At 63.9% G+C, this 12,772-nt stretch carries 11 protein-coding genes; 9 read left to right on the forward strand and 2 right to left on the reverse strand.

The window, feature by feature from the left end:
- The first annotated feature begins 3 nt into the window (after positions 1–3).
- Entirely contained in the window at positions 4–894 is an 891-nt protein-coding gene (locus tag PPA02S_RS04580; RefSeq protein ID WP_028632382.1) for a 1-aminocyclopropane-1-carboxylate deaminase/D-cysteine desulfhydrase, read from the forward strand.
- Here the strand turns inward: PPA02S_RS04580 and PPA02S_RS04585 are convergent.
- Positions 885–1,430 (reverse strand): cytochrome b, encoded by a 546-nt coding sequence (locus PPA02S_RS04585; protein WP_028632383.1) that lies wholly within the window; start codon positions 1,428–1,430, stop codon positions 885–887. The genes PPA02S_RS04580 and PPA02S_RS04585 overlap by 10 nt on opposite strands.
- Positions 1,431–1,553: 123 nt before the next feature.
- Entirely contained in the window at positions 1,554–2,531 is a 978-nt protein-coding gene (locus PPA02S_RS04590; RefSeq protein ID WP_028632384.1) for a DUF1853 family protein, read from the reverse strand.
- A gap of 43 nt (positions 2,532–2,574) precedes the next feature.
- Between PPA02S_RS04590 and PPA02S_RS04595 the strand changes: the two genes are divergently transcribed.
- From PPA02S_RS04595 to PPA02S_RS04630, 8 genes are all read left to right on the forward strand, one after another.
- The gene (locus PPA02S_RS04595; protein ID WP_028632385.1) at positions 2,575–3,465 is read left to right on the forward strand and encodes an NAD(+) kinase; all 891 of its coding nucleotides are present in this window, start codon (positions 2,575–2,577) and stop codon (positions 3,463–3,465) included.
- Positions 3,465–4,436, forward strand: a complete 972-nt coding sequence (locus PPA02S_RS04600) for a metallophosphoesterase (RefSeq protein WP_028632386.1) — start codon at positions 3,465–3,467, stop codon at positions 4,434–4,436. Before PPA02S_RS04595 ends, PPA02S_RS04600 begins: the two co-directional genes overlap by 1 nt.
- Positions 4,433–5,320, forward strand: coding sequence for a rhomboid family intramembrane serine protease (locus PPA02S_RS04605; protein WP_028632387.1), 888 nt, complete (start codon positions 4,433–4,435; stop codon positions 5,318–5,320). The genes PPA02S_RS04600 and PPA02S_RS04605 overlap by 4 nt, the downstream gene beginning before the upstream one ends.
- A 13-nt stretch (positions 5,321–5,333) precedes the next feature.
- Positions 5,334–5,594, forward strand: coding sequence for a YeaC family protein (locus PPA02S_RS04610; RefSeq protein WP_028632388.1), 261 nt, complete (start codon positions 5,334–5,336; stop codon positions 5,592–5,594).
- Positions 5,591–6,421, forward strand: a complete 831-nt coding sequence (locus PPA02S_RS04615) for a DUF2797 domain-containing protein (RefSeq protein WP_028632389.1) — start codon at positions 5,591–5,593, stop codon at positions 6,419–6,421. The genes PPA02S_RS04610 and PPA02S_RS04615 overlap by 4 nt, the downstream gene beginning before the upstream one ends.
- Positions 6,422–6,434: 13 nt before the next feature.
- Entirely contained in the window at positions 6,435–9,092 is a 2,658-nt protein-coding gene (gene pepN / locus PPA02S_RS04620; RefSeq protein WP_028632390.1) for an aminopeptidase N, read from the forward strand.
- Between the two features lie 245 nt (positions 9,093–9,337).
- Positions 9,338–10,306 (forward strand): WD40/YVTN/BNR-like repeat-containing protein, encoded by a 969-nt coding sequence (locus PPA02S_RS04625; RefSeq protein WP_245614637.1) that lies wholly within the window; start codon positions 9,338–9,340, stop codon positions 10,304–10,306.
- Positions 10,307–10,326: 20 nt separating this feature from the next.
- Positions 10,327–12,702, forward strand: coding sequence for an efflux RND transporter permease subunit (locus PPA02S_RS04630; RefSeq protein WP_028632392.1), 2,376 nt, complete (start codon positions 10,327–10,329; stop codon positions 12,700–12,702).
- Positions 12,703–12,772: the final 70 nt, after the last annotated feature.

Genomic DNA, 12,772 nt, shown 5'->3' on the forward strand with positions numbered 1-12,772 from the left:
CCCATGCGCTTCGAGCTCCCCCAAGCCCCCCTGCAACCGCTGCACCTGCCCTGGCTGGCCAGTGCCAGGGTGCAGGTCGCTGTGTTGCGCCTTGACCTGATCGACCCGCTGATCAGCGGCAATAAATGGTTCAAGCTGCGCCATCACTTGGCGCAAGCCAACGCCAGCGCGGCCCCGGGGCTGATCAGCCTGGGCGGCAACCACTCCAATCACCTGCACGCCTTGGCGGCTGCCGGCAGGCGTTTCGGTTTTGCCACGGCTGGCCTGCTGCGTGGCCAGCCGCAAGACACGCCCACCGTGCGCGATCTACAGGCTTTGGGTATGCAATTGCACTGGCTGGGCTACGAGGGTTACCGCGCACGGCACCAGCCTGGTTTCTGGGCGCCTTGGCAGGCGCAGTACCCAGGCTGGCATTGCATTGCCGAGGGCGGCGGTGGGTTGGCGGGGGCCGAAGGTTGTGCGCTGATTATGCAGCAGGCACATGCGGGGCTTTCGGCGATAGGCTGGGCCGGCTATGACGCCTGGTGGCTGGCTGCCGGTACGGGCACCACGCTGGCCGGCCTGGTGCTGGCGGAGGCGGGGGGGCACACTGTGCATGGGGCACTGGCGGTACCTTTGGGGTATGGCGTGCCGCAGGCAGTTCAGGCGCTGGCTGGCGACCATGGCTACCTGTTGCATGAGGCGTGCCGTGGCGGCTTCGGCAAGTTTGATGACGAATTGCTGGCCTTTATCGAAGCCAGCGAACAGGCCACTGGCGTACCCCTGGAAGCCCTCTACACAGGCAAGGCGTTGCTGGCGTTGCGCGATAAGGTAGAGGCCGGCTACTTCGCCCCCGGCACGCGGCTGGTCTTCGTGCATACCGGGGGGCTGCAGGGGCGCCGGGGTTATTTGTAGGGCAGCATGCGCAACAGGGTGTTATCGCGCTTGATGTAGTGGTGATACAGCCCGGCCACGGCGTGCAGGCCGATCAACCAGTAGCCCCAGGTGCCGATACGTTCGTGCCAGCCCTTGATGAACTTGGCCTGGTCGGGGTCCGCGCCTACCAGGTGCGGCAGTTCCAGCCCATAGAAGGGCACAGGCTTGTCGGCCGCGCTGAGGATCAGCCAGCCGGCCAACGGCATGCCGATCATCAGCACGTAGAGCAACAGGTGCATCAGGTGTGCAAGGCCTGTCTGCCAGGCGGGAGGCTTGGGCAGGATGGGCGGCGTAGGGTGTACCAGGCGCATGGCCAGGCGCAGCCAGACCAGCACGAAGACGCTGAGGCCGAGCATGAAATGCAGGTCTTTCATCAGGTTGCGTTCGGCGCTGTCCCGCGGGAACAGGCCGCGCAGTTCGATGCAGGCATAGACGGCAGCCAGTAGCACCAGCATCAGCCAGTGCAGGAGTATGGACGCGCGCGCGTAGTGGGGCGCCGGAGTGGATGAAACCATGCGTGTTCCTCATCGTCAGGTCGGGGGTGGCGCTCTTGATGGCGCTCGGGTGCCAGTGTACCGGCAACCTCAGGCAGATCTTTGCTTCAAATCCGTGAAAATTGTGTAGTCGGGCATCGCTACTCAAGCGGCCGGCGCGCACGGCCAACCCTCTGGCACCACGAACACGCGCTCGGCCTCCTGCCAGGCACCGTTGCCATCCGGCACCAAGCGCACCAGCAATTGCGCGGGTGCATGGACAGGCAGCAGGTGCAACCAGGCCGCGAAGCGCGCCGTACCCCAGACATCGGTGGCCTCCGCCCGCGCAGGTGCCAGCCAGGCGTGGCGTGGCAATGGCTGCCAACAGTCACCTGCTTGGGTATACCACGCCGGGCGCCGCACCCAGCGCCCGCGCAAATGGTGCGGGTTTGCCCCTTCAGGCGGCTCGGCGTGCGCGGGCCATGGGTAGAACAGGTACCCGCCCATCCACACGTGCGCCTGCAGCGCGCCCACATCGAGGCTGTCCAGCCTGGCCCGGCCCTGGGCACTGGCCGACATGGGCAGCTGGTGATGCCCGAGGTGGGCGAGTTTGCTTCCCAGCCGGTCATGGCAGCCTGGCCCCAGCCAGCCGTCACGGTCAGTGCCAGCTCCCTCCGGGCCGAGGTACAGCTTGATGGCAAGTTCCAGGTGGTGCACCCCGTCGCGGTCGCGCACCACTGCATCCAGCTCGCCCAGTGTGCGCCCCCCTTCGCGAATGGCCAGGTTGGCACCCAGCAGCTCCACCCCTGGCGCATGGTGCAAGGCAAACTGCCAGAGCCGCTCGTAATACATGCCCAGGCGGCGGCTGGTCAGGGTTGCCAGCCATGCCTGCAGAGGGCCATCGTCGGCGTCCAGTGCCCGCAGCCAATGTTCGAGCTGCTGCGGATGGTCCACCCACAGGCTGCCCGCCAGCGGATGGCGCTGGGGGCAAGGCGCGGCGCTGAGCAGCGGCGGCGACAGCAGCGTCCAGGCCAGGTCGCGGACGGCAGGGCGGCGTAACTGGCGTGGCAGGTGTTCAAGCTGGGCAAATGGCATCATGCTGCGAGCATAGCCGGTTTGCTGCTGCCCTGTGGTTTCGCCCATAATCGCTGCATCGTCACCCGTCGCAGAGCCTTGCAGGAGCCCCATGGAGCAATTTCGCAATATCGGTATCATCGGTCGCCTTGGCAGCTCGCAGGTGCTCGACACTATCCGCCGGCTGAAGCAGTTTCTCCTCGAGCGCCACCTGCACGTGATCCTCGAAGACACCATTGCAGAAGTGCTGCCCGGCCATGGCCTGCAAACGTCTACCCGCAAGCTGCTGGGTGAGGTCTGCGACCTGGTGATCGTGGTGGGTGGTGATGGCAGCCTGCTAGGCGCGGCCCGCGCGCTGGCACGCCACAACATTCCGGTACTGGGCATCAACCGTGGCAACCTGGGCTTCCTCACCGACATCCGCCCCGACGAGCTCGAAGAGAAGGTGGCCGAAGTGCTCGATGGCCACTACCTGGTGGAAAACCGCTTCCTGCTGCAGGCCGAGGTGCGCCGGCACCATGAAGCCATCGGCCAGGGCGATGCCCTGAACGATGTGGTGCTGCACCCTGGCAAGTCCACCCGCATGATCGAGTTCGAGATCTACATCGATGGCCAGTTCGTCTGCAGCCAGAAGGCCGATGGCCTGATCGTGGCCACGCCTACCGGCTCCACGGCCTATGCGCTGTCGGCAGGCGGCCCGATCATGCACCCCAAGCTCGATGCCATCGTGATCGTGCCCATGTACCCGCATACCCTGTCTGGGCGGCCCATCGTGGTGGATGGCAACAGCGAACTGAAGATTGTGGTGGCCAAGGACCTGCAGATCTACCCGCAGGTGTCCTGCGACGGGCAAAACCACTTCACCTGTGCCCCGGGTGACACCATCACCGTAAGCAAGAAGCCGCAGAAACTGCGTCTGATCCACCCCCTGGGCCACAATTACTACGAGGTCTGCCGTACCAAGCTCGGTTGGGGCAGCCGCCTGGGGGGCAGGGACGACTGATGCTCGATCCGGCGCGCAGTTTCGACATCATCGGTGACGTTCACGGCTGTGCCCACACCCTGGAACGCTTGCTCGATACCCTCGGTTACCAGCGCATCGGCGGCGTATGGCGCCACCCGCGGCGCCAGGCGCTGTTCTTGGGCGACATCGTCGACCGCGGCCCACGCATTCGCGAGGCCCTGCATATCGTCCATGGCATGGTCGAGGCGGGGCAGGCGTTCTGCATCATGGGCAACCACGAATACAGCGCCCTGGGCTGGGTGACCCCGGCGCTGCCGGGCAGTGGCAAGGCGTTCGTGCGTGAGCACACACCCCGCCATGCGCGCCTCATCGACGAAACCCTCACCCAGTTTGCCCAGCACCCCGGCGACTGGCACGCGTTCGTCAACTGGTTCTATCAGTTGCCCCTGTTCATCGACGCCGGCCGTTTTCGCCTGGTGCATGCCTGTTGGGACGCCAGCCTGATCGACCCCCTGCGCCAGCAGTACCCGGATGGTCGCATCGACCAGCACTTTCTCCAGGCCTCGGCGGTGAGCGGCAGCTTTGCCGCCAATGTCTGCAACCGGCTGCTGCGCGGTACGGACATGCGCCTGCCTGACGGCCTTACCCTGACCGGGGGCGATGGCCTGACACGCGCCTTCTTCCGTACCAAGTTCTGGGAAGAAGACCCGAAAACCTACGGCGACATCGTGTTCCAGCCCGATGCCCTGCCCGCCGAAGTGGCCAGCACGCCGCTCAGCCACAGCCAGAAAAACGCCTTGTTGCGGTATGCCGAGGACGAGCCGTTGCTGTTCGTCGGCCACTACTGGCGCAGCGGGCGCCCGGCGCCGATTCGCAGCAACCTGGCCTGCCTCGACTACAGTGCAGTGCTGTACGGCAAGCTGGTCGCCTACCGGCTGGATGACGAAACCCGTATCGACCCGCACAAGTTCGTGTGGGTGGATGTCGACCGACCACAGGCAAGCCAATGAACATTATCGAAGTGATGCGCCTGCCGCTGGCGGTGGACCTCAGCGGCTTCATCCAGTTGCTGCAGCGTCTGCAGGTGCCGCACCGGGTCAGCGAGGAGGGTGAGAGCCAGGTACTCTGGGCGCCCGATACCCTGGCCGAGCAAGTGCAACAGCTGTACCAGCGCTACCCGGACGGCAATGCCGATCTGCAACTGGCCGACCCTGCCGACGGGCCAGATGCAGGCGAACGAGCGCCCGCACAGCCATCCCTGGCTGCCCAGGCCAAGGCCTGCAAGGTCACCGCCCTGACCTTGCTGCTGTGCCTGGTGGTTGCCGGGCTGACCGGCCTTGGCGAGAACTTCACCACCCTGCGCTGGTTCACCTTCCTCGATTTCCGGGTGCAGGGTGATTACCTGTATTTCCGCCCGCTGGCCGAAGGCCTTGCGCAAGGCCAGTGGTGGCGGCTGGTGTCGCCCATGCTGCTGCACTTCGGTGTGCTGCACCTTGCCATGAACAGCCTGTGGTTCTGGGAGCTGGGCAAACGCATCGAGCTGCGCCAGGGGGCAGGGGCCCTGCTGGGCCTTACCCTGCTGTTCAGCGTGGTGTCCAACCTGGCACAGCACTTCACCAGCGGGCCAGGCTTGTTCGGCGGCTTGTCAGGGGTACTGTACGGGCTGCTCGGGCACATCTGGTTGTACCAGTGGCTGGCGCCCAACCGTTTCTTCGCCCTGCCCAAGGGCGTTCTGGTGATGATGCTCATCTGGCTGGTGGTATGCCTCACCGGCGTGGTCGGTACGCTCGGCCTCGGCCAGATCGCCAACGCGGCACACGTGGGCGGGTTGCTCATCGGATGCCTGACCGGGCTCTTGGGCGGGGCGCTGGCCCGGCGTAAACTGTCGGCTTGAATCAGGAGACACTATGTCCACTTTCGCGCAAATGATCGAAAACATCACACCGGAAATCTACGAAAGCCTGAAGCTGGCCGTGGAAATCGGCAAATGGTCCGACGGGCGCAAGCTGACCGCCGAACAGAAAGAACTGTCGTTGCAGGCGGTCATCGCCTGGGAGATCAAAAACCTGCCCGAGGACCAGCGTACCGGTTACATGGGCCCGCAGGAATGCGCGTCCAAGTCCGCGCCTGTCCCTAACATCCTGTTCAAGTCGGACTCGGTACATTGATCGAACTCGCTCGTGGCTCGTTGAGCAAGATGGCTGTCAGCCTTGCAGCCCCCGTTGTGCAGTACAGCTTTCGCCTGGGCGATACCCAGGTACCGGTCAACCCGCTGATCGGTCAGCGGGTGCGCCTTGAGTACCTGGGCGCCATTCACTGCAGCCACTGTGGCAAGCGTACCAAGACCAGCTTCAGCCAGGGTTACTGCTACCCGTGCATGACCAAGCTGGCCCAGTGCGACATCTGCATCATGGCGCCGGAGCGCTGCCACTACGACGCAGGCACCTGCCGCGAACCCTCCTGGGGCGAGCAGTTCTGCATGACCGATCACGTGGTCTACCTGGCCAATTCCTCCGGCATCAAGGTTGGCATCACCCGCGCCACTCAACTGCCCGCCCGCTGGCTCGACCAGGGTGCCAGCCAGGCACTGCCGATTCTGCGGGTTGCGACCCGCCAGCAGTCGGGGCTGGTCGAAGACCTGCTGCGCAGCCAGGTGCCTGACCGCACCAATTGGCGGGCACTGCTCAAGGGCAATGCCGAGGTGCTCGACCTGCCGGCGGTGCGTGATCAGGTGCTGGAGGCGTGCGCGCCTGGCCTGGCCGAGCTGCAGGCGCGCTTCGGCTTGCAGGCCATTCAGCCGCTCACCGATGCTGAAGTGGTGCACATGAACTACCCGGTACAGGCCTACCCGCAAAAGATCGTCAGCTTCAACCTGGACAAAGACCCGGTCGTTGAAGGCACGCTGCTGGGTATCAAGGGCCAGTACCTGATCTTTGATACCGGCGTGATCAATATTCGCAAGTACACGGCCTATCAGTTGGCCGTGCTCCAGTAAAAAGGACCTGCACATGCGTACCGAACAACCCCAAGTGATCTACCTCAAGGATTACCAGGCGCCCGATTACCTGATCGACGAGACGCACCTGACCTTCGAGCTGTTCGAGGACCACACCCTGGTGCATGCGCAACTGGTGATGCGCCGTAACCCGGCGCAGGGCGCCGGCCTGCCGCCCTTGCAGCTCGACGGCCAGCAGCTTGAACTGCTGCGCGCAGCCCTGGACGACGAAGCGTTGCAGCCAGGTGATTACCAGCTGGCCGCCGACAGCCTGACCGTGCAGCCCAAGGCCGAGCGTTTCACCCTCGACACCAGCGTCAAGATCCACCCCGAGAGCAACACCGCGCTGGAAGGCCTGTACAAGTCGGGCAAGATGTTCTGCACCCAGTGCGAGGCCGAGGGCTTCCGCAAGATCACCTACTACCTCGACCGCCCCGATGTCATGAGCACCTTCACCACCACGGTGATTGCCGAGCAGCACCGCTACCCCGTGCTGCTGTCCAACGGCAACCCGGTGGGCAGCGGCCCGGCAGAAGATGGCCGCCACTGGGCCACCTGGGAAGACCCGTTCATGAAACCGGCCTACCTGTTCGCGCTGGTGGCAGGTGACTTGTGGTGCGTGGAGGACAGTTTCACCCGCCAGTCGGGCCGCGACTTGACCCTGCGCATCTACGTGGAGCCGGAGAACATCGACAAGTGCGACCACGCCATGGTCAGCCTGAAGAAATCCATGCGCTGGGATGAAGAGGTGTACGGCCGCGAGTACGACCTGGACATCTTCATGATCGTCGCCGTGAACGACTTCAACATGGGCGCCATGGAAAACAAGGGCCTGAACATCTTCAACTCCAGCTGCGTGCTGGCCCGTGCCGAAACCGCCACGGATGCTGCGCACCAGCGGGTTGAAGGGGTGGTTGCCCACGAATACTTCCACAACTGGTCGGGCAACCGTGTCACCTGCCGTGACTGGTTCCAGCTGTCGCTCAAGGAAGGCTTCACGGTGTTCCGCGATGCCGAGTTCAGTGCCGACATGAACTCGCGCACGGTCAAGCGTATCGAGGACGTCGCCTACCTGCGCACCCACCAGTTCGCCGAAGACGCAGGCCCCATGGCCCATCCGGTGCGCCCTGACAGCTTCATCGAGATCTCCAACTTCTACACCCTTACGGTGTACGAGAAGGGCGCGGAGATGGTGCGCATGGTGCGTACCTTGCTGGGGGCAGATGGCTTCCGCAAGGGCAGTGACCTGTACTTCGAGCGTCACGATGGCCAGGCGGTGACCACCGACGACTTCATCAAGGCGATGGAGGACGCGAACGCGGTAGACCTGGCCCAGTTCAAGCGCTGGTACAGCCAGGCCGGTACACCACGGGTGGAGGCCACCGACGCCTACGATGCCGCCGCGCAGACGTACAGCCTGACCTTCCGCCAGAGCTGCCCGCAGACGCCGGACAAGGCCGAGAAGCTGCCGTTCGTGATCCCGGTCGAGCTGGGCCTGCTGGATGCCCAGGGTAACGACCTGCCCCTGCAACTGGCCGGGGAACCTGCGGCGGGCGGCACCACGCGGGTATTGTCAGTAACCGAGGCCGAACAGACCTTCACCTTCCAGGGCGTACAGGCCAAGCCACTGCCGTCGTTGCTGCGAGGCTTCAGCGCGCCGGTCAAGCTCAGCTACCCCTACGATCGTAACCAGTTGATGTTCCTGATGCAGCACGACAGCGACGGTTTCAACCGCTGGGAGGCCGGCCAGCAGTTGTCGGTGCAGGTACTGCAGGAACTGATCGGCCAGCATCAGCGCGGTGAAGCCTTGACGCTGGACCCACGGCTGATCACTGCCTTGGGCACCGTGCTGGGCGACGCCTCGCTGGACCCGGCCATGGTGGCTGAAATGCTGTCGCTCCCTGGTGAGGCCTACCTGACCGAGATCAGCCAGGTGGCGGATGTGGACGCCATTCATACCGCACGCGAATATGCGCGCCAGCAGATCGCCGAGCAGCTGTTCGATGCCTTGTGGGCGCGCTACCAGGCGAACCGCGAAATCTCCCGGCGCACGGCGTACGTTGCCTCTGCCGAGCACTTCGCCCGCCGCAGCCTGCAGAACATTGCCCTGTCGTACCTGATGCAGACTGGCCGGCCCGAGGTGCTGCAGGTTACGCTCGAGCAGTTCGAGCACTGTGACAACATGACTGAACGCCTGACGGCACTGGCAGTGCTGGTCAACTCACCGTTCGAGGCTGAGCGGGCCAAGGCGCTGGAAACGTTCGCCGAACACTTCAAGGACAACCCGCTGGTCATGGACCAGTGGTTCAGCGTGCAGGCAGGCAGCACCTTGCCAGGTGGCCTGGCACGCGTGAAAGCCCTGATGCAGCACCCGGCGTTCACCCTGAAAAACCCGAACAAGGTGCGCGCGCTGGTGGGGGCGTTTGCCGGGCAGAACCTGGTCAACTTCCATGCTGCCGACGGTTCGGGTTACCGCTTCCTGGCGGATCTGGTGATCGAGCTGAATGCGCTGAACCCGCAGATTGCTTCGCGCCAATTGGCACCGCTGACCCGCTGGCGCAAGTACGACGCCGCCCGCCAGGCGCTGATGAAGGCCGAGCTGCAGCGGATTCTCGCCTCTGGTGAGCTGTCCAGTGATGTGTATGAAGTGGTGAGCAAGAGCCTGGCCTGAACCGTGCCCCCGCCGCGCAAACCCTTTTATGCCAATCAGGGCATGACGGGGTTTGTGTGGGGGCAATTAACAAAACATAACGTCCCCCCCGTTGCATCCCCGCCACCCCCCCTCCTACGATCCACGCAAACCCTTGCAGGCCTCGGCCCGAACTGCTGCACGGCGCCTGCAACGCACAGATCCACCCAACAATAACAACGACGGGGGCAGGGATGAGCTTGAAGCCGATTGCGGGTGCGCTAGTGATGATGCTGTGGGGGGCAGGCGCCGTTACTGCCGCCCCCGCCGAGGAATATTCCACCGAGTCGGCCCAGGCCACTCAAAGCCTGCTGATCGATGCCACGCACGCCGGCAAGCGCCTGGTGGTGGTCGGTGATCGGGGCCATATCCTGTTCTCGGACGACCAGGGCACCACCTGGACCCAGGCCCGCGTGCCGACCCGGCAATTGCTTACAGCCGTGTTTTTTCTCGATGACAAGCGGGGCTGGGCGGTAGGCCACGATGCGCAGATTCTTGCCAGTACCGATGGCGGCGCCACCTGGAGCAAGCAGTTCGAAGACTTGGCGCGCGAAGCCCCGCTGCTGGATGTCGCCTTTACCGATGCCCAGCACGGGTTCGCCGTGGGTGCCTACGGTGCATTCCTCGAAACCACCGATGGCGGCCAGCACTGGCAGGATGTGGCTGAGCGCCTCGACAACCCCGATCAGCTGCACCTGAACGCGATCACCCAGGTGCGCGAAGCCGGCCTGTTCATTGTCGGCGAGCAGGGCGGCATGTACCGCTCGGCAGACAACGGCCAGCGCTGGGCGAAGGTGCAGGGCCCTTACGAGGGGTCGCTGTTTGGCGTGATTGGTACGGCGCAACCCCGTACCCTGCTGGCGTTCGGCCTGCGCGGCAACCTGTTCCGCTCCACCGACTTCGGCGACACCTGGCAGCCCATCGAACTGAAAGCCGCCCGTGGCGAGCTGCAGTTCGGCCTGGCCAGCGCCACACTGCTGGATGACGGCACCGTGGTGCTGGTGGGCAATGGCGGCAGCGTGCTGCGCAGCACCGACGATGGCCAGCGCTTCACGGTCTACAACCGAGCCGACCGTATCGCCCTGTCTGGCGTCAGCGCTGCGGGCGAGGGCGGGCTGCTGCTGGTAGGGCAGGGTGGTGTGCACCTGGCCAATGCCGAAGGCGCCGACGGTGCCCCCCGCGAGGTGCGCCCATGAACAGCAAGGAGAGCCTGCCCATGCAGCCGCACCATCAGGACAAGGCCACACTGCTCGAGCGCCTGATCTTCAACAACCGGCCCGTGGTCATTACCTTGTGCGTGCTGGTCAGCATCCTGCTGTTCTGGCAGGCCACGCAGATCCGCCCTTCCACCAGTTTCGAAAAGATGATCCCGCTGCAGCACCCATTCATCGAGCAGATGATGGAGCACCGCAACGACCTGGCGAACCTGGGTAACACCGTGCGGATTTCCGTGGAGGCGGTCGAGGGTGACATCTTTGACAAGGCCTACATGGAGACCTTGCGGCAGATCCATGACGAAGTGTTCTACCTGCCGGGTGTCGACCGTGCCGGGCTCAAGTCTTTGTGGAGCCCCAGCGTGCGCTGGAGTGAGGTCACCGAAGAGGGCTTCTCCGGTGGCGAAGTGATCCCCAACACCTACGACGGCTCGCAGGCCAGCCTCGATACACTGCGCGACAACGTGCTGCGCTCCGGGCAGGTTGGGCGGCTGGTGGGCAACAACTTCAGGTCGAGTATCGTCGACGTGCCCTTGCTCGAAAGCTACCCGGACCCGCAGGACCCAGGCCGCCAGGTCAAGCTCGACTACCAGCAGTTCTCGCACCAGCTTGAAGAAAAGATCCGCGACAAGTTCCAGGCCCAGAACCCCAATGTGAAGATTCACATCGTCGGCTTCGCCAAGAAAGTCGGCGACCTGATCGATGGGTTAGTGATGGTGGTCATGTTCTTCGGTGTGGCGTTGGCGATCACCTGGGTACTGCTGTACTGGTTCACCTGGTGCATCCGCAGCACCATTGCCGTGCTTGTCACTACCTTGGTGGCGGTGGTCTGGCAGCTCGGCCTGATGCATGCAGTGGGTTTTGGCCTGGACCCTTATTCGATGCTGGTGCCGTTCCTGATCTTCGCCATCGGCATCTCCCACGGGGTGCAGAAAATCAACGGCATCGCCCTGCAGTCCAGCGACGCCGACAATGCCCTGACGGCGGCGCGGCGCACCTTCCGGCAGCTGTTCCTGCCCGGCATGATCGCCATTCTGGCCGATGCCGTGGGCTTCATCACCTTGCTGATCATCGATATCGGCGTCATCCGCGAGCTGGCCATTGGCGCCTCCATCGGCGTGGCGGTGATCGTGTTCACCAACCTGATCCTGCTGCCGGTAGCCATCTCCTACGTGGGTATCAACAAGAAAGCCATCGAGCGCAGCAAACGGGACGCTACCCGTGAACACCCGTTCTGGCGGCTGTTGTCGAACTTCGCCAGTGCCAAGGTGGCGCCGGTGTCGGTGGGCCTGGCGCTGTTGGCCTTCGGCGGCGGGCTGTGGTACAGCCAGAACCTGAAAATCGGTGACCTCGACCAGGGCGCGCCAGAATTGCGCCCCGACTCGCGCTACAACCAGGACAACCACTTCATCATCAGCAACTATTCCACCAGTTCCGACGTGCTGGTGGTCATGGTCAAGACGCCGCCAGAGCACTGCTCGGTTTACTCGACCCTGGCGCCCATCGACGAATTGATGTGGACGATGGAAAACACCCCGGGAGTGCAATCGGCCATCTCCCTGGTGACCGTGTCCAAGCAGGTGATCAAGGGCATGAACGAGGGCAGCCTGAAGTGGGAAACCCTCTCGCGCAACCCGGATGTGCTCAACAACTCCATCGCCCGTGCCGACGGGTTGTACAACGGCGACTGTTCGCTGGCGCCTGTGCTGGTGTTCCTCAACGACCACAAGGCCGAAACCCTGGAACGGGTCACGGCGGCCGCCAAGGCATTTGCAGAAAGCCACGACAAGGAGGGCCTGCAGTTCCTGCTGGCGGCGGGCAATGCCGGCATCGAGGCCGCGACCAACGAGGTGATCAAGTCGGCGGAGCTGACCATCCTGGTGCTGGTGTACATCTGCGTGGCCATCATGTGCCTGATCACGTTCCGTTCGTTTGCCGCCACCTTGTGCATCGTGTTGCCGCTGGTACTCACCTCGGTGCTGGGCAATGCGTTGATGGCCTACATGGGCATCGGCGTAAAAGTCGCCACCTTGCCGGTGGTGGCACTCGGTGTAGGTATTGGCGTGGACTACGGCATCTACATCTACAGCCGCCTGGAGAGCTTCCTGCGGGCCGGCCTGCCGCTGCAGGAGGCGTACTACCAGACCCTGCGCTCCACCGGCAAGGCGGTGCTGTTCACCGGTTTGTGCCTGGCCATCGGTGTGTGCACCTGGATTTTCTCTGCCATCAAGTTCCAGGCAGACATGGGCCTGATGCTGACCTTCATGTTGCTGTGGAACATGTTTGGCGCCCTTTGGCTACTGCCCGCCCTGGCGCGGTTCCTGATAAAACCGGAAAAAATGGCAGGCAAGGCCGGGGGGTCAATCTTCGCTCACTGACGTGCTGTTGCCATGGAGCTTGATCTCGGCGACTTCAGGAGCCTCCAGCCTCCTGAAGCCGCAATCCGCG

Source organism: Pseudomonas parafulva NBRC 16636 = DSM 17004 (assembly GCF_000730645.1).
Classification (GTDB): domain Bacteria; phylum Pseudomonadota; class Gammaproteobacteria; order Pseudomonadales; family Pseudomonadaceae; genus Aquipseudomonas; species Aquipseudomonas parafulva.

Excerpts from the sequence above, each read along its gene's own strand:
- pepN (WP_028632390.1), top strand. The coding sequence starts at position 6,435 with ATGCGTACCGAACAACCCCAAGTGATCTACCTCAAGGATTACCAGGCG.
- PPA02S_RS04580 (WP_028632382.1), top strand. The coding sequence starts at position 4 with ATGCGCTTCGAGCTCCCCCAAGCCCCCCTGCAACCGCTGCACCTGCCC.
- PPA02S_RS04595 (WP_028632385.1), top strand. The coding sequence starts at position 2,575 with ATGGAGCAATTTCGCAATATCGGTATCATCGGTCGCCTTGGCAGCTCG.
- PPA02S_RS04590 (WP_028632384.1), bottom strand. The coding sequence starts at position 2,531 with ATGGGCGAAACCACAGGGCAGCAGCAAACCGGCTATGCTCGCAGCATG.
- PPA02S_RS04610 (WP_028632388.1), top strand. The coding sequence starts at position 5,334 with ATGTCCACTTTCGCGCAAATGATCGAAAACATCACACCGGAAATCTAC.
- PPA02S_RS04625 (WP_245614637.1), top strand. The coding sequence starts at position 9,338 with ATGATGCTGTGGGGGGCAGGCGCCGTTACTGCCGCCCCCGCCGAGGAA.
- PPA02S_RS04600 (WP_028632386.1), top strand. The coding sequence starts at position 3,465 with ATGCTCGATCCGGCGCGCAGTTTCGACATCATCGGTGACGTTCACGGC.
- PPA02S_RS04630 (WP_028632392.1), top strand. The coding sequence starts at position 10,327 with ATGCAGCCGCACCATCAGGACAAGGCCACACTGCTCGAGCGCCTGATC.
- PPA02S_RS04585 (WP_028632383.1), bottom strand. The coding sequence starts at position 1,430 with ATGGTTTCATCCACTCCGGCGCCCCACTACGCGCGCGCGTCCATACTC.
- PPA02S_RS04605 (WP_028632387.1), top strand. The coding sequence starts at position 4,433 with ATGAACATTATCGAAGTGATGCGCCTGCCGCTGGCGGTGGACCTCAGC.